General features: G+C 45.9%; 23 protein-coding genes. 20 read left to right on the top strand and 3 right to left on the bottom strand.

Annotated features, from left to right (window positions below):
* Positions 1-9 precede the first annotated feature (9 nt).
* From GYO_RS42385 to GYO_RS42350, 8 genes are all read left to right on the top strand, one after another.
* Positions 10-879, top strand: a complete 870-nt coding sequence (locus GYO_RS42385; protein WP_014115770.1) for a sugar phosphate isomerase/epimerase family protein — start codon at positions 10-12, stop codon at positions 877-879.
* A gap of 86 nt (positions 880-965) precedes the next feature.
* The gene (iolI, locus tag GYO_RS42380) at positions 966-1,802 is read left to right on the top strand and encodes a 2-keto-myo-inositol isomerase (RefSeq protein ID WP_014115769.1); all 837 of its coding nucleotides are present in this window, start codon (positions 966-968) and stop codon (positions 1,800-1,802) included.
* Between the two features lie 20 nt (positions 1,803-1,822).
* Positions 1,823-2,695, top strand: a complete 873-nt coding sequence (gene iolJ / locus GYO_RS42375) for a 6-phospho-5-dehydro-2-deoxy-D-gluconate aldolase (RefSeq protein WP_014115768.1) — start codon at positions 1,823-1,825, stop codon at positions 2,693-2,695.
* Between the two features lie 107 nt (positions 2,696-2,802).
* Positions 2,803-3,492: a two-component system response regulator YxdJ gene (gene yxdJ / locus GYO_RS42370; RefSeq protein ID WP_014115767.1), complete on the top strand. Its 690-nt coding sequence runs from the start codon at positions 2,803-2,805 to the stop codon at positions 3,490-3,492.
* Complete coding sequence (gene yxdK, locus GYO_RS42365) at positions 3,489-4,466, top strand: two-component system sensor histidine kinase YxdK (RefSeq protein ID WP_014115766.1); 978 nt, start codon at positions 3,489-3,491, stop codon at positions 4,464-4,466. Before yxdJ ends, yxdK begins: the two co-directional genes overlap by 4 nt.
* 143 nt (positions 4,467-4,609) lie before the next feature.
* Positions 4,610-5,383, top strand: a complete 774-nt coding sequence (gene yxdL, locus GYO_RS42360) for an ABC transporter ATP-binding protein YxdL (RefSeq protein WP_014115765.1) — start codon at positions 4,610-4,612, stop codon at positions 5,381-5,383.
* A complete protein-coding gene (yxdM, locus tag GYO_RS42355) occupies positions 5,358-7,226 on the top strand; it encodes an ABC transporter permease YxdM (protein ID WP_014115764.1) in 1,869 nt (622 codons plus the stop codon). Before yxdL ends, yxdM begins: the two co-directional genes overlap by 26 nt.
* A 13-nt stretch (positions 7,227-7,239) precedes the next feature.
* Positions 7,240-7,587 carry a YxeA family protein gene (locus tag GYO_RS42350; protein ID WP_014115763.1) on the top strand — a complete coding sequence of 116 codons (348 nt, stop codon included), beginning with the start codon at positions 7,240-7,242 and terminating at the stop codon, positions 7,585-7,587.
* A 41-nt stretch (positions 7,588-7,628) separates the two neighbouring features.
* On the opposite strand, the gene GYO_RS42345 is transcribed toward GYO_RS42350, so the two are convergent.
* Positions 7,629-8,594 (bottom strand): iron-hydroxamate ABC transporter substrate-binding protein, encoded by a 966-nt coding sequence (locus tag GYO_RS42345; RefSeq protein ID WP_014115762.1) that lies wholly within the window; start codon positions 8,592-8,594, stop codon positions 7,629-7,631.
* Positions 8,595-8,770: 176 nt separating this feature from the next.
* Between GYO_RS42345 and GYO_RS42340 the strand changes: the two genes are divergently transcribed.
* Positions 8,771-9,169, top strand: coding sequence for a hypothetical protein (locus tag GYO_RS42340; RefSeq protein ID WP_003243293.1), 399 nt, complete (start codon positions 8,771-8,773; stop codon positions 9,167-9,169).
* A 42-nt stretch (positions 9,170-9,211) separates the two neighbouring features.
* Here the strand turns inward: GYO_RS42340 and GYO_RS42335 are convergent, their stop codons facing one another.
* Together GYO_RS42335 and cotNE are read right to left on the bottom strand one after the other, a co-directional pair.
* Positions 9,212-9,565, bottom strand: coding sequence for a hypothetical protein (locus GYO_RS42335; RefSeq protein WP_014115761.1), 354 nt, complete (start codon positions 9,563-9,565; stop codon positions 9,212-9,214).
* A gap of 249 nt (positions 9,566-9,814) precedes the next feature.
* The gene (cotNE, locus tag GYO_RS42330; protein WP_014115760.1) at positions 9,815-10,183 is read right to left on the bottom strand and encodes an inner spore coat protein CotNE; all 369 of its coding nucleotides are present in this window, start codon (positions 10,181-10,183) and stop codon (positions 9,815-9,817) included.
* Positions 10,184-10,288: 105 nt separating this feature from the next.
* Here cotNE and GYO_RS42325 point away from each other — a divergent pair, with 105 nt between their 5' ends.
* The 11 genes from GYO_RS42325 to GYO_RS42275 all read left to right on the top strand — a co-directional run bounded on the left by GYO_RS42325 (position 10,289) and on the right by GYO_RS42275 (position 20,453).
* Entirely contained in the window at positions 10,289-10,711 is a 423-nt protein-coding gene (locus tag GYO_RS42325) for a DUF3255 family protein (RefSeq protein WP_041521214.1), read from the top strand.
* Positions 10,701-11,261: a hypothetical protein gene (locus GYO_RS42320; protein ID WP_014115758.1), complete on the top strand. Its 561-nt coding sequence runs from the start codon at positions 10,701-10,703 to the stop codon at positions 11,259-11,261. The genes GYO_RS42325 and GYO_RS42320 overlap by 11 nt, the downstream gene beginning before the upstream one ends.
* A gap of 39 nt (positions 11,262-11,300) precedes the next feature.
* Positions 11,301-12,113, top strand: a complete 813-nt coding sequence (yidA, locus tag GYO_RS42315; protein WP_014115757.1) for a sugar-phosphatase — start codon at positions 11,301-11,303, stop codon at positions 12,111-12,113.
* A gap of 385 nt (positions 12,114-12,498) precedes the next feature.
* The gene (gene yxeI, locus GYO_RS42310; RefSeq protein ID WP_014115756.1) at positions 12,499-13,485 is read left to right on the top strand and encodes a penicillin V amidase; all 987 of its coding nucleotides are present in this window, start codon (positions 12,499-12,501) and stop codon (positions 13,483-13,485) included.
* 362 nt (positions 13,486-13,847) lie between these two features.
* The gene (locus tag GYO_RS42305; RefSeq protein ID WP_014115755.1) at positions 13,848-15,173 is read left to right on the top strand and encodes an LLM class flavin-dependent oxidoreductase; all 1,326 of its coding nucleotides are present in this window, start codon (positions 13,848-13,850) and stop codon (positions 15,171-15,173) included.
* A 13-nt stretch (positions 15,174-15,186) separates the two neighbouring features.
* Entirely contained in the window at positions 15,187-15,684 is a 498-nt protein-coding gene (locus GYO_RS42300) for a GNAT family N-acetyltransferase (protein ID WP_014115754.1), read from the top strand.
* Positions 15,685-15,706: 22 nt separating this feature from the next.
* Positions 15,707-16,501, top strand: a complete 795-nt coding sequence (locus GYO_RS42295; RefSeq protein WP_041521108.1) for an amino acid ABC transporter substrate-binding protein — start codon at positions 15,707-15,709, stop codon at positions 16,499-16,501.
* 22 nt (positions 16,502-16,523) lie between these two features.
* Entirely contained in the window at positions 16,524-17,198 is a 675-nt protein-coding gene (locus GYO_RS42290) for an amino acid ABC transporter permease (RefSeq protein WP_014115752.1), read from the top strand.
* Between the two features lie 12 nt (positions 17,199-17,210).
* Complete coding sequence (locus GYO_RS42285; protein ID WP_014115751.1) at positions 17,211-17,960, top strand: amino acid ABC transporter ATP-binding protein; 750 nt, start codon at positions 17,211-17,213, stop codon at positions 17,958-17,960.
* A gap of 16 nt (positions 17,961-17,976) precedes the next feature.
* Complete coding sequence (gene sndB / locus GYO_RS42280) at positions 17,977-19,119, top strand: N-acetyl-sulfur-metabolite deacetylase SndB (protein ID WP_014115750.1); 1,143 nt, start codon at positions 17,977-17,979, stop codon at positions 19,117-19,119.
* On the top strand, positions 19,116-20,453 hold the full coding sequence (locus GYO_RS42275; RefSeq protein ID WP_014115749.1) for an MmgE/PrpD family protein: 1,338 nt from the start codon (positions 19,116-19,118) through the stop codon (positions 20,451-20,453). Before sndB ends, GYO_RS42275 begins: the two co-directional genes overlap by 4 nt.
* Positions 20,454-20,490: the final 37 nt, after the last annotated feature.

Raw genomic sequence — 20,490 nt, 5'->3', positions numbered from 1 at the left:
AGTGAAAATATGAAATTAGCATTGGATCCATCGATGTATCGTGATGATTTAACTTTGGAGGAAATGGTTTATAAAACAGCGGAGCTTGGCTATGAATATATTGAGCTATCGCCGCGCGAGGATTTTTGTCCATTCTATAAATATCCGAAAGTCGATTCAGCAAAGATCAAACAATTAAAGCGTCTATTAAAGGATACAGGTGTTAAGCTATCATCGCTCCTTCCTCTTTACCACTGGGCGGGTCCTGATGAAGACCGCCGCCAGGCTGCGGTGCGCAACTGGAAAAGGGCGATCGAAATTGCAGTTGAACTTGAAGTGGATTTGATGAACAGCGAATTCAGCGGTTCAAAATATGATCCTTTAACAAGTGAAGAAAAATTTATCAAATCCATGGATGAGCTTCTGCCAGTCTTTGAAAAAGAAGGCATTAAACTCAATCTTCAAGCCCATCCATACGATTTTATCGAAACGCACAAAGGTGCGATGGATATGATCCGCGCGCTTGACAAGGATTGGATCAATCTTGTCTACTCGACTGCGCATACGTTCTTCTATGATGACGGCAAAGGCGACATTGAGACAATGTTTGACGAAGCCGGCGACCGCCTCACACATGTTTTATTTGCAGATACTTTTAATCATAAAGCGGCTCATGGCTTGCGCTACATCGTCAATCCGCCTGACGCGAAAGTAACGGTTCACCAGCATTTGGACATTGGTCAAGGCGAGGTTGATTTTGATACGATTTTCAGAAAGCTGAGAGAGATGAAGTTCGACGGAATTGCGACGAATGCAGTATTTGCTTGGGTCGACGAAAGAGCAGATGAATCAAGCCGATTTATGCTTAAAAAAATGAAAGAAGAATTAGGTCTGGCATAAGCTGAGCATGGAGTTCGGCGGGATATGGCGAACAGCCTTCCTGCCGAACTCCCTTCATATCTAAAACGCAGATGGGGGAGTCTGACATGAAACTTTGTTTCAATGAAGCAACAACATTGGAAAACTCAAACCTTAAACAGGATTTAGAACTATGCGAAAAGCATGGCTATGATTATATTGAAATCCGCACAATGGATAAGCTGCCAGAGTACTTAAAAGACCATTCATTGGCTGATCTTGCGGAATATTTTCAAACCCATCACATCAAGCCGCTTGCCTTAAACGCACTCGTTTTTTTCAACAACCGTGATGAAAAGGGCCACAATGAGATCATCGCTGAATTTAAAGACATGATGGAAACGTGCAAAACCCTCGGTGTGAAATATGTCGTGGCCGTCCCGCTTGTGACTGAGCAGAAGATTGTAAAAGAAGAGATCAAAAAGAGCAGTGTTGAGGTGCTGACTGAGCTTTCAGATATCGCGGAGCCGTATGGCGTAAAAATCGCGCTCGAATTTGTCGGCCATCCGCAGTGTACAGTTAATACGTTTGAACAGGCGTACGACATCGTAAACACAGTCGACCGTGACAATGTCGGGCTTGTCCTTGACAGTTTCCACTTCCATGCAATGGGGTCAAATATTGAAAGCTTAAAGCAGGCGGACGGAAAGAAAATTTTCATCTATCATATCGACGATACCGAAGATTTCCCAATCGGCTTTTTAACGGATGAGGATCGTGTATGGCCGGGCCAAGGGGCGATTGACTTAGATGCCCACTTATCAGCACTAAAGGAAATTGGCTTCTCTGATGTTGTATCAGTTGAGCTCTTCCGGCCTGAATACTATAAGCTGAGTGCTGAGGAAGCCATTCAAACAGCGAAAAAAACAACGGTTGATATCGTATCAAAATACTTCAACATGTAATGGATAAAGGAGGGGTGGACATGGCTTTTGTATCGATGAAAGAGCTTCTTGAAGATGCAAAGCGGGAGCAATACGCAGTCGGCCAGTTTAATATCAACGGCCTGCAGTGGACGAAGGCGATTTTGCAGGCTGCGCAAAAGGAGCAATCACCGGTCATCGCCGCGGCTTCCGATCGCCTGGTCGACTATTTAGGCGGATTTAAAACGATTGCCGCCATGGTCGGCGCGTTAATGGAGGACATGGCGATTACCGTTCCCGTGGTGCTTCATCTTGATCACGGAAGCAGTGCGGAACGCTGCAGACAGGCCATTGATGCCGGATTCAGCTCAGTGATGATTGACGGCTCCCATCAGCCGATTGACGAGAATATCGCGATGACAAAAGAAGTCACCGATTATGCCGCAAAGCACGGCGTGTCAGTAGAAGCCGAAGTCGGCACGGTCGGCGGAATGGAAGACGGACTGGTCGGCGGGGTACGCTATGCCGATATCACGGAATGTGAGCGGATCGTCAAAGAAACCAATATCGACGCGCTGGCCGCCGCCCTCGGCTCTGTACACGGCAAATATCAGGGTGAGCCGAATCTCGGATTTAAGGAAATGGAGGCTATCTCCCGCATGACTGATATTCCCCTCGTTCTTCACGGGGCATCCGGGATTCCGCAGGATCAGATCAAAAAAGCCATCACGCTCGGCCACGCGAAGATCAATATCAATACGGAATGTATGGTAGCCTGGACAGACGAAACACGCCGCATGTTTCAGGAAAACAGCGATCTGTACGAACCGCGCGGCTATATGACACCAGGCATTGAAGCCGTGGAAGAGACAGTGCGAAGCAAAATGAGAGAGTTCGGATCAGCCGGTAAAGCAGCTAAGCAGCAGGTCGGCTGAAGAGACCAAAAACCGCCGAGATGGCGGTTTTTTTGTGCGGTGTTGCGTCCATACGCCCAAAACGATTATGATGATGGCAGCAGTGTAAGAAACGGGAGTGGTTCAGTTTGAATAAGATCATGATTGTGGAAGACAGTGAAGACATTCGTGGACTGTTGCAGAATTACCTTGAAAAATACGGATATCAAACAGTGGTCACCGCGGATTTCACGGCTGTTCTTGATGTTTTTTTGCAGGAAAAGCCTGATGTAGTGCTGCTTGATATCAATTTGCCGGCATATGACGGATATTATTGGTGCCGCCAGATCCGCCAGCATTCCACCAGCCCGATCATTTTTATTTCAGCCAGAAGCGGGGAAATGGATCAGGTGATGGCGATTGAAAACGGGGGAGACGATTATATCGAAAAACCGTTTTCTTATGATATTGTGCTGGCGAAAATCAAAAGCCAGATCCGCAGGGCGTACGGGGAGTACGCCGCAAAGCAGGGGGAGAAAGTGGTTGAATATGCCGGCGTTCAGCTCTTTGTAGAACGGTTTGAACTGCGTTTTCAGGATGAAAAAAGCGAGCTTTCTAAAAAAGAAAGTAAGCTTTTGGAAGTGTTGCTGGAGCGGGGAGAAAAGGTGACGGGTCGGGACCGTCTCATGGAAAAGACGTGGGACACCGACATTTTCGTCGATGATAATACACTTAACGTGTATATCACGCGGCTCAGAAAAAAACTGCGGGAGCTGAATGCGCCTGTTTCTATTGAACCGGTGCGGGGCGAAGGCTACCAGCTGAGGGCGCAGTCATGAAGCTGTTTCTCCGGTTTCATACAGTCCTGATTCTGCTATTTCTCCTTCAAGGGCTGTTTGTCTTCTTTTATTACTGGTTTGCGGGTCTTCATTCTTTTTCTCACTTGTTTTACATATTGGGCGTGCAGCTTCTCATTTTGGCGGGCTATCTTGCCTACCGCTGGTACAAAGACCGCGGCGTGTATCAATGGCTCAGCTCGGGGCAGGAAGGGACGGATATCCCGTATCTCGGTTCTTCAGTGTTCTGTTCAGAGCTGTATGAAAAGCAGATGGAGCTGATCCGGCTGCAGCACCAAAAGCTCCATGAGACCGAAGCCAAGCTTGACGCGCGGGTGACGTATATGAATCAATGGGTGCACCAAGTAAAGACGCCGCTGTCGGTTATTAATTTAATCATTCAAGAAGAGGATGAGCCCGTTTTTGAACAAATCAAAAAAGAAGTCCGGCAGATTGAATTCGGGCTGGAGACGCTTCTTTATTCTTCAAGGCTCGACCTGTTTGAACGGGATTTTAAAATCGAAGCGGTTTCCCTGTCTGAGCTTCTCCAATCAGTTATTCAAAGCTATAAACGATTTTTTATTCAATACCGCGTTTATCCGAAAATGGACATTTGCGATGATCATCAGATTTACACCGATGCAAAATGGCTCAAATTTGCGATCGGCCAAGTGGTCACAAATGCGGTCAAGTATTCAGCGGGCAAGAGTGACAGACTTGAGCTGAATGTCTTCCGCGATGAAGACAGGACGGTGCTTGAAGTCAAAGATTACGGCGTCGGGATTCCCTCCCAAGACATCAAGCGGGTGTTTGACCCTTATTACACCGGTGAAAACGGGCGGCGTTACCAAGAATCTACGGGAATCGGCCTCCATCTCGTCAAAGAAATTACAGGTAAGCTCAATCATACGGTAGACATCAGCTCGTCTCCCGGTGAAGGGACATCAGTTCGATTTTCATTTCTTACAAAAATGTAAGGCTGCGTTAAGAAAACAACATAGCTCGCTTTGTTTCCCCTTGATAACATGGATTTATGTCAAGGGGATTTTTATGTTGAACGTCCCGGCACTACATGAAAGCAGCCCAGATCAACAAGAATAAAACCATAAGGAGGATTCTCATGGCGAATATGCTTGAAGTTAAACATATAAATAAAACCTATAAAGGACAAGTGTCCTATCAAGCCTTAAAGCAAATTTCATTTTCAATAGAAGAAGGCGAGTTCACGGCGGTGATGGGGCCGTCCGGGTCCGGAAAAACAACGCTTTTGAATATCATTTCAACGATCGACCGTCCGGATTCAGGTGATATCCTGATTCATGGAGAAAACCCGCATCGCCTGAAGCGGACAAAGCTCGCTCATTTCCGCCGCAAGCAGCTCGGATTTGTGTTTCAGGATTTCAACCTTCTGGACACGCTGACAATCGGTGAAAATATCATGCTGCCGTTAACGCTTGAAAAAGAAGCGCCGTCTGTAATGGAAGAAAAACTGCAAGGCATCGCGGCAAAGCTCGGTATCGAAAACCTGCTCAACAAACGGACGTTTGAAGTATCCGGAGGACAGCGCCAGCGTGCCGCCATTGCAAGAGCGGTCATTCATAAGCCGTCACTCATTCTGGCCGATGAACCGACGGGAAACCTTGATTCCAAAGCGTCAAAAGACGTCATGGAAACGATGCAGAGCTTGAATCAGGATGATCATGTCACGGCTTTGATGGTGACCCACGATCCTGTTGCGGCAAGCTACTGCCGCCGCGTCATCTTTATAAAAGACGGCGAACTGTTTAATGAGATTTACCGCGGGGAAAACCGCCAAGTATTTTATGAACAAATTCTCGATGTGCTGTCTATGCTGGGGGGAAACGCAAATGACCTTTCTTCAGTTCGCTTATAAAAACGTCACGAGAAACAAAAGGGCCTATCTTGCATTCTTTTTAAGCAGCGCCTTTTCCGTTTTGATTTTCTTTACCTTTGCGATGTTCCTGTTTCATCCGGCATTAAAGGAAGGCTACCTGAATAACATCGCCAAAAAAGGCTTAACCGCCGCGGAATGGATGATCTTTGTTTTTTCTTTCTTATTTGTTCTGTATTCGGTTAATGCGTTTTTGAAATCGAGAAATAAAGAATTCGGCATCCTGCTCATGCAGGGCATCACGCCGGGGCAGCTGAGAAAGCTCATTACTGCGGAAAATATGATCATCGGCGTCATGTCAATTGCAGCCGGCATAATCGGAGGATTCATTTTTTCAAAGACGTTCTTTACGGTTGGCGCTTATATTTTAGAAATGGACGCGCTGCCTTTGTATATGCCTTGGAAAGCGCTCGGTATTACGGCCGGCGGATTTCTGCTCTTATTTTTCCTTTTATCGCAGTTTACGATCCTTTTTGTCAGATCAAATACGGTTATCAAATTAATAAAGGGCACTGACAAGATTAAGCCGGAGCCTAAGCCGTCCGTGCTTCTGTCCTTATTCGGCATCGCCTGTCTGTGCGGCGGGTACGGCATGGTCCTTAAAGGCAATGTCCACGGGACCGAACCGTTTATCATTTTACTGCTCACCGTCATCGGAACGTATTTCTTTTTCAGCCAAAGCAGCATATGGATTCTGCGCGCTCTGAAGAAGTGGAAAACCTTTTATCTGCGCGGGAAAAATGTCATTTGGGTTTCTGACCTTGTCTATCGTTTAAAAGACAACGCCCGCCTGTTCTTTATTGTCAGCATTATTTCCGCGGTTGCGTTTACGGCTACGGGTGTGCTCGCGATGTACAAATCGACCGTCGGGGCGGAAGAGTCCGCTTATGAAATGGAGTATTTATCTTACAGCAACAATCTAAAAGAACAGACTCATTTGAAAAAAATTGACCATGAACTGAAAACACACGGCTTTACGTATAAGAAAGACAAAATAGATGTTTCCAATATTCGCTATCAGGCAGGGGATACTGTTCCGCCTGTTTACATGATCAGTGAATCGGATGCGGTAAAATACTTCCATGTCAAAGTGAACGGCCTGAAAGAAGACGAGGCTGTCTATTTCCCGGGCACGTATGACCGCAATTTCAAAAACAAAGCGCCGGATCAGCTGAAGCTGCTGAACCAAAAAGGCAAGCTGTCCGGACAAAAACTGTCAGTAAAAGAAGTCAAAAAACCGCTGATCTCATTGAATGCCATCATCGCGGTGAACGATAAAACCTTTGATCAACTCAAATCACTCGGTGATAAAGCGTCATTATACGGCTACAGCTACGATCATTGGAAAGACAGTCTTGGGTTCAGCCAATCTCTGAAAGATGAGATCTACGGCAACTATATCGACGTGCATTCTGATTTTATGTCAAAAGCCGGCACCTACTATGATACGGTGCAGCTGCCGAGCCTGAGTTTATTTATCGGCCTGTTTATCGCAATTGTATTCTTTGTCGCGGCAGCAAGTTTCTTATATTTCAGGCTGTTCACTGATTTAGATGAAGACCGGGAGCGCTACCGTTCACTGGCCAAAATCGGCCTGAGTGAGCGTGAAATGGCACAAAGCGTAACGATACAATTGGCAATTCTTTTCTTCTTTCCATTTGTCATTGCCGTCATGCATACGCTGTTTGCCTTGAGAACATTGGCTGTGGAAGGCTATTCCGATGTAGCGGGGCCGCTCAGTCTCACCATCGGAGGGTTTTTCATTTTTCAGCTTCTATTCTTCCTCGCGGTGCGGTCAAGCTATTTGAAAAAAATGAACAAGTAAGGGGAGTGCAAAGATGAAAAAAGCAATGGCAATCCTGGCCGTCTTGGCGGCTGCTGCCGTAATATGCGGGCTTCTCTTTTTTCATAACGATGTTACAGACAGATTTAATCCGTTTATTCACCAGCAAGATGTCTATGTTCAGATTGATCGAGATGGCAGACATCTTAGCCCGGGCGGTACTGAATATACATTAGACGGATATAATGCATACGGGAAAAAAGAAGAAGTGACCTTTTTCGCCGGCAAAGAGCTTCGGAAGAACGCGTATTTGAAGGTGAAGGCGAAAGGAAAGTATGTCGAGACTTGGGAAGAAGTCAGGTTTGAAGATATGCCGGACTCCGTACAGTCAACATTAAAGTGAATCATAAAAAACGGCACAGCGTCATGACTGTGCCGTTTTCTTTACTTTTTATTTTCTTCGGCCCGTTTGATCAGCATGTCGGTGATGATATCCACCTGTTTGCTGACAGAAATCGGATCGTACGGATAAAATGTGTCAAAGTCATTGATAAACACGCGATTATGTTTGACAGCGTCCAGGTTCTTCCAAATAGAGGAATTCTCCAGCTTGTCGAGTGTTTTGCTTTCGCCTTTCGGGTTGTAGTCCGTAATGAACATATAATCTGCGGCATACTCAGGTATAACCTCTTGGGAGAGCTGTTTCATTTCTCCTTTTTTAATAACATCTTGTTCAATTTTTTCAGGCGCTTTTAACCCGAGTGCATTGTATACAGCTTGGCCGCCGCGTCCGCCATTGTCATTGAACACCCAGAATTCGCCCTTGTCCGTGTTTTCATAAATGCCGAAGGTCGCATCTTTGTCGATGACGCCGGCAATTCTCTTTTTAGCAGCTTCCGCTTTTTTGTTAAAGTCAGCCATAAATGATTTTGCTTTGTCTTTCGCTCCGGCGATATCTCCGAACATGCTGACTGTGTCTTCTACGTTTTTCGCTGTGTTATAAGGAACGACAACAGTTGGAGCGATTTTCTTTAATTTATCGACATTCTCTTCATTCATGACAACAATTAAGTCAGGCTGAAGCTCCATCACTTTTTCAACGCTGATCGGATCACCAACATCCTTCACATCTTTCAGCTTTGATTTTAAAAACGGATTATCAAATGACCATGAGCCTGAGCCGACCACATTGGCCCCGACAGACAGCAATTCACCGGCATAAAAATCAGTGACAATGCGTTTCGGATGTGCAGGAATGTTGACGTTCCCTTTTGTTGATTTGTATGTTCTCATTTCTGTCTTTTCGGAAGCTGAATCACTTGAGCTTCCTTTCGAAGCCGTGCCGCTGCAAGCGCTGGCAAACATGAGAAGCAGCACAAGCATGCCCACGAGCAATGTGTTCTTTTTCATCAAGAACCCTCCAATATGTATTTTAATTGATTAGTAATGATTATCATTATCAATTAATAATATAGCAAGAAACCTGTTCGCCGTCTATCACAATTTTAAAGGGAGAAAGTTTTTCCCGTTTATGGGTGACGCGGTATGCCTAATCGATTATTATAGGTAAATAGGAGGAGAAAAATATGGGAATTACAAAAAGAGGTGCCGCTTGGGAATGGCTGCATAGCTGGTGGATGCTGTTTATTTTCATGCCTTTTGCCATTACCAGTTTTTTTGCCTTTTTATTTATTGGCATCAAGGTTAGAAATAGAAAGTGGATCATGTACGGAATCATTTATTTTTTCATTTTTGCGTTTGGTTTTGTTTTGCCCGATCTGCCCGGTGTTTTTATTGTGGTCCCGTTATGGGCGGTGACCATTATTCATGGATTTAAAGTACGCCCGCTGTATTTGATTCAGCTGGATGTCTACAAAGATCATGTGGAGGCGCGGGCTTTTGCCGAGGCAAGAAGTGAAGCCGAGAGCAGATTTCATGCCCCGAAACAGTCAATTCAAGATATACATATTCGCAAAGAACAGTAAGAAAAAAGCTCAACACTAGCATTGTGTTGAGCTTTTTATATGTTACTGCTGGTAGGATTGCTGCTGGAATGGCGTATTTTGGCCGAATGGAAGTGTAGACACATTCGTATTCATCACGCTGGATTGTCCAGTGAATTCCTGCTGCATTTGGTTGCACATGTTGACAACCTGCTGGCATTTTTGAATGGCCATGTCATGTCCGTGCAGCGCTTGCTGAATGGTATGTGCCGCTTGTTGTTCGTGGTTTAGAATCTGCTGCAGCATTTGGATGTTTTGCTGCTCCTGATGAAGCATTTGGCGATATTGCTGGCTGCTTTGCTGTGTTTGCTGAATGAGCTGCTGAGCAGTCTGGCGGCATTGGTTCAGCTGCTGCAAGCCGTGTTGTGTATGATGCATGAATCATTCCTCCATGTGATCGATTGATGTGAGTCGGTATTATCATGCAACTTGAATGAAAAGAAATTCTGTAAAAGTGGAACTACAATTATTTTCCTCAGCTCCTCTATCTTTGAATGAAAACGGTAAAGATTGTATACTGGGTACAAACCCTTTTTATGTAAATGTTCCGTTTTATAATATAAGAATTGCGGAAAACGAAACCCTGAAATCGGGAGAATCGTATTCCGCTTTTTTTCTTTGCCTGCTTCAGAAACCGCCTTCCCCAGCAGTAAATGGGATATTCAGCCTGTTTTCTACTGTGCGGAGGCGCTGATTGAGCCGGTTTAAACGGCGTGTATGGCGTTCAACAGCCTGGCTTAACTGATTGACCTGTTCGGCAATCCGTGCAATTTCCCGATTTTGACGGCGGTCTTCATTCGTAAGGCGTGTTAACTCTCTTGATTGCTGTTCGTTTTGCCGTTCAAGTGCCGCAACTCTTCTTTCTAACGCCGGCGGCTGTCTGTCCGTCTGGTAAGGATCATAATAATCCTGCTGCGGATAAGGATTGTATTCATGTTGGCTATAGTAAGGTTCCTGCTGAGGCAGCTGCGGGCTGTAATATTGATATGGATTCATGTAATCAATCTCCTTAAAAATAAAATGTGGGTGAATTCCTTATAACTTATGTAGTCATTGGCACAGTGCCACGGCATTTGCCTAAAAAGGTGAGAAAGGGCGGTGATGAAGTTGCGCAGCAAAGGTCTTATCGCTTTGCTGCTGGCCGCTGTAAGCGTCATGATATCGGGCTGCCAACAACAAAAAGAGGAAACGCCGTTTTATTACGGAACGTGGGATAAGGGAATTGCCCAGGGACCCATGGATGGCGTGAAATCAGCAACAGTCACCTTTACCAAAGACGAGGTGATGGAGACGGAAGTGATTGAAGGAAGAGGAGAGGTACAGCTGCCTTTTATGGCATACAAGGTGATTTCCCAAAGCACTGACGGGTCTATCGGGATTCAGTATCTCGGACCTTATTATCCGCTCAAAAGCACGCTGAAAAGAGGAGAAAATGGGACGCTGATATGGGAGCAAAATGGCCAGACAAAAACGATGACAAGAATCACATCAAAGACCGGCAAGGAGGAGAAATATGAGAAATAAGAAAGCTGAAAGACTGGTGTTAACAGGACTTATTTTACATATCATTCAGTGGATATTTATATTATGGGCTTTTCTCAAGATCAAAGACTTATTTAGTGATTATACGATCTATAACCCTAATGTTATCAGCGGATCCATGCAGTCCTTATCGTTTATACAAATGATGCGCGCTATGATGTACTCAGGGGCAATCGTGAATTATGTATTGTTTTTTGCGCTTGTATGGCTTATGTATTGTGTAGTTCTTCATGCCATCTTGATTGTTCTGGAAATGACGGCTTACGTCATGATCAGGCGGAATCCTGCATCTTCATGGGGATTCTTTTTGACGGCGGCGGGTGTGAAGCTTGCCATCTTGAATATAACCGGCATTCCTTTTTTAGCTGCCGGCATCCTGCTGATGAAACAGGAAAAAACAGAAAACGGCGGCATGGAGACAAAAAGAAAGCGGAAACCGCGCACGCGTACTCGAAGACAAGGCCGACGTCTAAACAGAATCCGGAGAAAATCATCTCTTCCAGTTGAATATCAAAAAGAAAAAACGATATGATGGGACTATAGCCTGAAAACGACACGAAGGAGATGCAGGATGTACAAACTAATTGCAATTGATATGGACGGAACACTTTTAAATGATCATCATGAAGTAACAGAGGAAGTCCGCAACGCTCTTCACGCGGCTAAAGCGGAAGGCGTCAAAATTGTGCTTTGCACCGGCCGGCCGATCGGAGGTGTGCGGAGATATTTAGATGAACTGAATTTAATTGAAGAAGGCGACTATGTTATTGCGTATAATGGAGCGCTTGTTCAAAATACCTATACAAACGAAGTGGTCACGGAGCTCTCTCTCGGTTATGATGATTTGACTTCATTATATGATCTGAGCTTAGAGCTGAAGACGCCGATGCATTTCTTTGACTCATCTAATTTGTATACGCCTAACCGGGATATTAGCGAATTTACCGTATACGAATCCTATGTGACGCAAGTGCCGCTTCATTTCCGCGAGATTGACGAGGTGCCAAAAGATATCCTCATCCCGAAAGTGATGTTTATTGATAAACCGGAGAACTTAAGCCACGTCATTACATCGATTCCAAAAGACGTGAGAGAAAAATATACAATGGTCAGAAGCGCGCCTTTCTTTTATGAAATTCTGCATCCGGAAGCCAGCAAAGGAAATGCCGTACGCCAGCTGGCACAGCTGCTTGGAATTGAACAAGCGGAAGTCATGAGCATAGGGGACAACGGGAACGACCTGACAATGATTGAATGGGCGGGCTGCGGCGTTGCCATGGCAAACGCCATCCCAGAAGTATTGGAAGCCGCAAACTTTCAAACACGCTCCAACAATGAACATGGTGTTGCACATGCGATTCACGAGCTTGTTTTGGCGAAATAATGAAATCCAGCCTTTTAGGAGGCTGGATTTTTTTGTTATGGCGGCTTTATTGTGCCTGTCTGGTCTGTAATCATCATCAGCCCTTTTTGCGTAATGGACGCTAAGATTTCTTTTTCCTGCTGCCCTTTTAGAACATCAGCGATGAATTATGAACCTGCATAATTTCTTATTGGCTCTGCTGCTGTAGAAATAAAAAGGAAGCAATCACCATAAACATCAGCATCGTACATTTTTGATCTTCTTGTCATTCTTTGCTTTGGGGTGGATTCCTCGTTTTGATTAATGTTAATCTTTTGACGAATCTATTTGACTTTCGTTATGCTGATAAAACAAGTTGTTCACAAAATGTATGATTTTAGCCTGATTGGAAAGGGGACTGAATCAGATGTGCACAAGTCTTACATTGGAAACTGCTGACCGGAATCATTTATTAGCGAGAACAATGGATTTTGCATTTCAGCTGGGGACGGAGGTCATTCTCTATCCGCGCCGTTACAGCTGGACGAGTGAAGCTGACGGAAAGGTGCATCAAACACAGTACGCGTTTATCGGTATGGGGAGAAAACTTGGAAATATATTATTTGCCGACGGTGTTAATGAAAGCGGTTTATCTTGTGCGGCGCTTTATTTTATGGGATATGCGGAGTACGAAAAAACGAGACGGGAAGACGGCGTTCAAATTGCCCCGCATGAGTTTGTAACATGGGCGCTGTCAGTTTGTAAGTCTTTGGAAGACGTAAAAGAAAAGATCCGCTCTTTAACGATTGTGGAGAAGAAATTAGAGCTATTGGATACCGTTTTACCGCTACACTGGATATTGTCAGACCGGACGGGACGCAGCCTGACGATAGAACCGAGAGCAGACGGCATCAAAATCTATGACAATCAACCAGGTGTCATGACGAACAGTCCCGACTTTTTATGGCATGTGACCAATCTTCGGCAATATATAGGAATAAGGCCGAAACAATTCGAGAGCAAGGAGATGGGCGGCTTGATGCTATCCGCTTTTGGCCAAGGCTCGGGTACAGTGGGTCTGCCGGGAGATTATACACCGCCTTCACGGTTTGTCAGAGCTGTTTTTCTGAAAGAACATCTAGAGCCAGCAGCAGATGAAACGAGAGGTGTATCAGCTGCTTTTCAGCTTTTGGCAAACATGGCGATACCCAAGGGTGCTGTGATAACGGAAGAAGACGAGATTGATTATACGCAATATACTTCTGTGATGTGCAACGACACGGGAAACTACTACTTTCACCACTACGACAATCGGCAAATCCAAAAAGTAAGTTTATTTCATGAAGACCTTGACTGTCTGGAGCCTAAAGTGTTTTCTGCTAAAGCAGAAGAAAATATTCTAGAGCTTAATTAAGATTCAATAAGCTGATTCCGGTATGAATCCGGGATCAGCTTATTTTTTTGTACGATGTCACAGCTTCTGAATCATTGGCAAAATGGACCGTGCTAAATCTACAACGCCGATCACGCGCAAGCTATATTTATATAAACTTTGGATCAAAACTGAGTCTCAGCATCATCAGACTAGTTTTACGAGTACACAGGTTGCACAAATGCCGCCCCATGATTCCACGAGATATGAAAAATTTGATCTTAACTCATTGACAAACGCCTAAGACAAGGGTACATTTTGATTTATTCATATTAAACGACTAGGAATATAGGTGTTTATTTTTCGGATTTTTCAGCCTAAAACATGATAAAAGGAGTAACGTCATGACAAGCAAAAAGAAACAAATCAAATTAGGGGTTTTTCTAGCGGGTACAGGACATCATGTGGCGTCTTGGCGGCATCCGGACGCGCCTGCCGATGCGAGCATGAATTTGGATTATTTTAAAGAGCTTGCGAAAACAGCGGAGCGGGGCAAGCTGGATATGCTGTTTTTAGCGGATAGCCTATCAATTGACAGCAAGTCTCATCCAAATGTGTTAACAAGGTTTGAGCCATTCACCTTGCTCTCTGCTTTGGCGCAGGTAACATCAAGAATCGGACTGACAGCAACAGCTTCCACTACATACAGCGAGCCGTTTCACATTGCCAGACAGTTTGCGTCATTGGATCATCTGTCTAACGGCCGTGCCGGATGGAATGTCGTCACTTCGTCTATTGAATCAACAGCGCTGAATTTCAGTGGTGAAAAGCATCTTGAACACCATTTGCGCTATCAGCGGGCAGAGGAATTTGTCGAGGTTGTAAAGGGACTTTGGGATTCATGGGAAGAGGACGCTTTTATCCGCAATAAAGAAACAGGTGAATTCTTTGAGAAGGAAAAAATGCACGAGCTGAACCACAAAGGAGAATATTTCTCGGTTCGCGGGCCTCTGAACGTTTCAAGAACGCCGCAGGGCCAGCCGGTCATTATCCAGGCAGGATCATCAGGAGACGGAAAAGCACTGGCTGCCAGAACAGCAGAAGTGATCTTCACAGCGCAAAACCACCTGGAATCAGCTCAAGATTTTTATCAATCGATTAAAGAGCAGGCTGCGGAATTCGGACGTGATCCAGAAAAAATTGCAATCATGCCGGGTATTTTCCCGATCATTGCTGATACCGAAGAAGCAGCGCAAGCCAAATACAAGGAGCTTCAAGATCTGATTATTCCATCTGTCGGTCTGCAAATTCTCCAAAATTATTTAGGCGGAATTGATTTGTCAGCATATCCGCTTGACGGGCCGCTGCCGAAGCTTGACGCAGATGCTTCCAATGCGGTGAAGAGCCGCTTCAAGCTTGTTCAGGAAATGGCTGAACGTGACAATATGACGATACGCGAGCTTTACAAATACGTTGCAGGCTCCAGAGGCCACCATATCTTCGTCGGCACGCCGGAACAGCTCGCTGACAAGATGCAGGAATGGGTGGATAAGAAAGCGTGTGACGGGTTTAACATCATGCCTCCGCTTCTTCCGGAAGGAATTGAAGTGTTTGTTGAGAAAGTGGTTCCGATTTTACAGGAGCGCGGCGTGTTCAGAAAAGAATATGAAGGCACTACATTGAGAGACCACTTCGGTTTGGAAAAGCCGGTAAACCGTTATGCAAAGTAAGGAGGAACGCTAGATGAAGGCACAATATCGTCTTGCAGTTGAACGTGATGTCGAACAGCTTCTAGAGCTGACACTGCGGGCTTATGAACCGATTCGAAAGCTCGGTATTCGTTTTGCTGCCGCTCATGCGGATCTGGATTTGGTATTAAATAATATCCGGAAAAACGCCTGCTACGTCATGGAAGAGGACGGGCGGATCATCGCGACCATTACCTTAAGAATGCCTTGGGGACAGCAGCCGGGACCGTATGGCGTTCCGCATATCTGGTGGTTCGCTGTGGACCCTGACACCGGTCAAAAAGGAGTCGGAACAAAGCTGCTTCAATGGCTGGAGGAAACAATCCTCCGCGATACGTTAAAGGTTCCGTTTGTCTCACTCGGAACAGCGGATAAGCATCCGTGGCTGATTGAGATGTATGAACGAAAAGGGTATGTCCGCTCAGGTGAACAAGACCTTGGCAAAGGGCATATGACAATCTATATGAAAAAACAATTGCGAAATGACCTATAAAATAGAAAAGGCGGGAAATCAAATGAAAATGAAAAAATGGACTGTGCTGTTCGTTGCTGCATTATTAGCGGTGCTCTCAGCTTGTGGCAATGGAAACAGCAGCAGTAAAGAGGATGACAATGTGCTTCATGTCGGTGCGACAGGACAAAGTTACCCATTTGCTTATAAAGAAAACGGAAAGCTGACAGGTTTTGATGTGGAAGTGATGGAAGCGGTCGCGAAGAAAATTGACATGAAACTGGACTGGAAGCTGCTTGAATTCAGCGGGCTGATGGGAGAGCTTCAAACAGGCAAGCTTGATACCATTTCCAACCAGGTAGCTGTGACTGATGAACGTAAGGAAACGTATCACTTTACTGAACCATACGCTTATGCGGGAACACAGATTGTCGTCAAAAAAGACAATCATGACATCAAGTCAGTAGACGATTTAAAAGGGAAGACAGTCGCTGCCGTTCTCGGTTCAAATCACGCAAAAAATCTTGAAAGCAAAGATCCTGATAAAAAAATCAATATCAAAACATACGAAACACAAGAAGGCACGCTAAAGGATGTCGCTTACGGCCGTGTAGACGCTTATGTCAACAGCCGAACTGTGCTGATCGCGCAAATGAAGAAAACAGGCTTGCCGTTAAAGCTTGCAGGAGATCCGATTGTGTACGAACAAGTTGCATTCCCATTTGCCAAGGACGACGCACACGATAAGCTCCGCAAAAAAGTTAATAAAGCGCTTGATGAATTGCGTAAAGACGGGACACTGAAAAAGCTTTCCGAAAAATATTTTAATGAAGATATCACAGTAGAACAGAAGCATTAAGAAACGGCGGTGAATCACCAGAATGAACACAATTGATTGGGAATTCATGATATCAGCATTCCCGACTTTAATTCAGGCCCTTCCGATCACCTTGTTTATGGCCATAGCGGCTATGATTTTTGCCATTATCGGAGGACTTATTCTCGCACTCATCACAAAGAACAAAATTCCAGTTCTTCATCAGCTGTCAAAGCTGTATATATCCTTTTTCCGGGGCGTGCCGACACTTGTGCAGCTGTTCTTAATCTACTACGGACTGCCGCAGCTGTTTCCGGAGATGAGCAAAATGACAGCTCTCACAGCTGCCATCATCGGGTTAAGCTTAAAAAACGCCGCTTATTTGGCAGAAATCTTCCGTGCCGCCCTCAATTCTGTTGATGAAGGGCAGCTGGAGGCGTGCCTGTCTGTCGGCATGACAAAACTTCAGGCATACAGACGGATTATTTTGCCGCAAGCCGTCCGAAATGCGATCCCGGCAACGGGAAATACATTTATCGGACTACTCAAAGAAACCTCACTGGCCTTTACATTAGGGGTCATGGAGATGTTCGCCCAAGGGAAGATGTACGCTTCAGGAAACCTCAAATATTTTGAGACGTACTTAGCGGTTGCGATTGTCTATTGGGTTCTTACCATTATCTACAGCATTTTGCAGGACATGTTTGAACGCGCCATGAGCAAGCCATACCGGACTTAGAGGTGAAATCAGTTGATAACAGTAAAAAATATTCGCAAAGCGTTTAAAGATCTCGTCGTGCTCGACGGAATCGATCTAGAAGTGAAACGCGGAGAAGTAGTGGCGATCATCGGTCCGTCCGGTTCTGGAAAATCAACGCTTCTCCGGTGCTTAAATCTATTAGAACGTCCGGATCAAGGCCACATTGAAATCGGAGAAGCCAAACTGAACGCGGAAAAGTTCACACGCAAGGAAGCACACCGGCTTCGCCAGCAAACGGCCATGGTCTTTCAAAACTACAATCTGTTTAAAAATAAAACGGCTCTGCAAAACATTACAGAAGCTTTAATCGTGGCTCAACACAAATCACGCGACGAAGCGAAGCGCATTGGAATGGATATTCTGAAACAAGTTGGTTTAGAGCATAAGGCTGACAGCTATCCGATCACAATGTCCGGCGGCCAGCAGCAGCGAATCGGCATCGCGCGGGCACTTGCGGTCAATCCGCATGCGATCTTGCTGGATGAACCAACTTCGGCGCTTGACCCTGAGCTCGTCGCAGGGGTGCTTCAGGTCATCAAGTCCATTGCGGAAAAACAAACAACGATGATCATTGTTACACACGAAATGGCGTTTGCGAAAGAGGTCGCTGATAAAGTGATTTTTATGGCAGACGGCCATATTATCGAGCAGGGAACGCCAGAAGAACTGTTTGATCATCCGAAAAACGAACGGACGAAAAGATTTATCAAGCAGGTGGGAGAGCCTGCAGAGCTTATATAAGAAAGGGAGAAGAACAATGGCCGACAAAACGTTTCATACCCGTTTAATCAATATGCGGCGTGATCTTCATGAACATCCTGAACTGTCATTTCAAGAGGTTGAAACGACAAAAAAAATCCGCCGCTGGCTTGAGGCAGAGCATATTGAGATTCTTGACGTTCCTCTATTGGAAACAGGCGTAATTGCAGAAATCAAAGGGCAGGAAGATGGACCCGTCATCGCGATACGTGCGGACATTGATGCACTCCCGATCCAAGAACAGACGAATCTGCCGTTTGCATCTAAGGTTGACGGCACGATGCATGCGTGCGGACACGATTTTCATACAGCTTCCATTATCGGCACGGCCATTTTGCTGAATCAAAGAAGAGCCGAGCTGAAAGGTACTGTCCGCTTTATTTTTCAGCCAGCTGAAGAAATTGCCGCAGGAGCAAGAAAGGTTATAGAAGCTGGCGTACTTGATGACGTTTCCGCGATTTTCGGCATGCACAATAAGCCGGATCTGCCTGTCGGGACCATAGGTGTAAGAGAAGGTCCGCTCATGGCAAGTGTTGACCGATTTGAGATCGTCGTCAAAGGGAAAGGCGGACACGCCGGCATCCCGAATAACAGTATTGATCCAATCGCTGCAGCCGGACAAATCGTCAGCGGCCTGCAATCTGTGGTCAGCCGCAACATCAGCTCATTGCAAAACGCGGTCGTCAGTATTACAAGAGTACAGGCGGGCACTTCGTGGAACGTGATTCCGGACCAGGCTGAAATGGAGGGGACGGTTCGAACCTTTCAAAAAGAAGCGAGACAGGCTGTTCCGGAACATATGAAACGAGTGGCTGAAGGAATTGCCGCGGGCTATGGGGCACAAGCAGAATTCAAGTGGTTTCCTTATTTGCCTTCCGTTCAGAATGACGGCACATTTTTGAATGCGGCATCCGAAGCTGCGGAACGGCTTGGCTATCAAACTGTTCACGCTGAGCAGTCTCCGGGCGGAGAAGACTTCGCTCTGTATCAAGAGAAGATCCCGGGATTTTTTGTGTGGATGGGAACGAACGGTACGGAGGAGTGGCATCACCCGGCCTTTACATTGGATGAAGAAGCCTTGACGGTTGCATCTCAATATTTCGCTGAGCTGGCTGTTATCGTACTGGAGACCATCAAATGAGCAGACAAGGGCTGACAGCAGGTCTCGCGGAGGCTGTGAGAACGTCACAGCCTGAGCGTGCAATTGCCGCGATGCGTGAAGCAAAAAAAGGGTTACTCGATTTTACAGCCGCTTCATTCGCAGGAAGAGAAGATAAAGGAATTCAAAAGCTCCTCCGCCTGATAGAGGATGAAGGAGGCGCGTCCCTTGTTCCTATTATCGGGCAAGGAAAAAAGGCCGCGCCATTACAATCCGCGATGCTCAATGGATTTATCGCCCATGCATTGGATTTTGATGATGTCCACTCCGATGTAAGAGGACACCCCAGTGCTGTCATCGTGCCGGCTCTTATGGCTTCTGCCGCTCGCGGATATGACGAGCGGCTTCTTGGCGCTTATATTGTTGGTGTTGAAGTGATGGCAAGGCTGGGAGAATCGATTGGCGGCCGCCACTATGAAAAGGGCTGGCATAATACAGGAACGCTTGGCGCGATCGCTGCTGCCTGCGCCGCAGGTTACGCAGAGGAACTGACTCAGGAAGAGCTGGAAAAAGCCATTGGTTTTGCAGCAACGCAATCTGCCGGGATGAGGGTGCAATTTGGGACAGAAATGAAACCGCTGCACGCCGGGCTGGCGGCTCAGGCTGGCTTGCTTGCCGTTAAGCTGGCCCATTCAGAATTCGGCGGGTCCCGTACGGCACTTGATGGAGATACAGGTTTCTTCGGCCTGTACGGCGATTTAGAAAAAGCACAAAACACGTTGCTAAACCGTTGGGGCGCACCATGGAGAATCGTGAAGCCTGGCCTATGGTTTAAGATTTACCCATTTTGCTCTGCGGCACACCATGCTGCAGATGCGGTACGAAAGCTTGTCTCTGAAGAAGCTATTTCTGCTGCCAATACCGAGCGGATTGAAGTGATTTTTCCGCCAGGCGGAGATGCTGCATTGACGGAAAGATCGCCGAAGACTGGAGAGGAAGGCCGTTTCAGCGTTGAATATGTGATTGCTCTTGCTTTGCACGGACATGAGCTGAACGCTGAGCATTTCAACAGCCAGCCGATCCCAAGCGTCATTCAAACGACAATAGGGCATATTCAGCGAGTATATGACAATGCCATTCAGGCGGCTCCTCATGCCGTTCCAAAAGGCCGTTTCACGATTGTCCGGGCCTATTTATCAGACGGCCGGATTTGCGAAGCACGTGTGGACTGTCCAAAAGGAGCCCCAGGAAACGAGCTGTCTGAAGAAGACATAAAAGAAAAATTGACATTAACGGTTCCACATGAAAAAGCACGGCACATCATAACAGCCGTTGAGAAAGCCGATATAAAAGAATTTTTAGCGCATATTGGATAAGATTCAGCTCTACTAACCGATTTCAGATGATATGATA

Origin of the sequence: Bacillus spizizenii TU-B-10 (genome assembly GCF_000227465.1) — a bacterium.
GTDB classification, from domain to species: Bacteria; Bacillota; Bacilli; order Bacillales; family Bacillaceae; genus Bacillus; species Bacillus spizizenii.
This window is presented reverse-complemented; position numbering and strand designations above follow the sequence as displayed.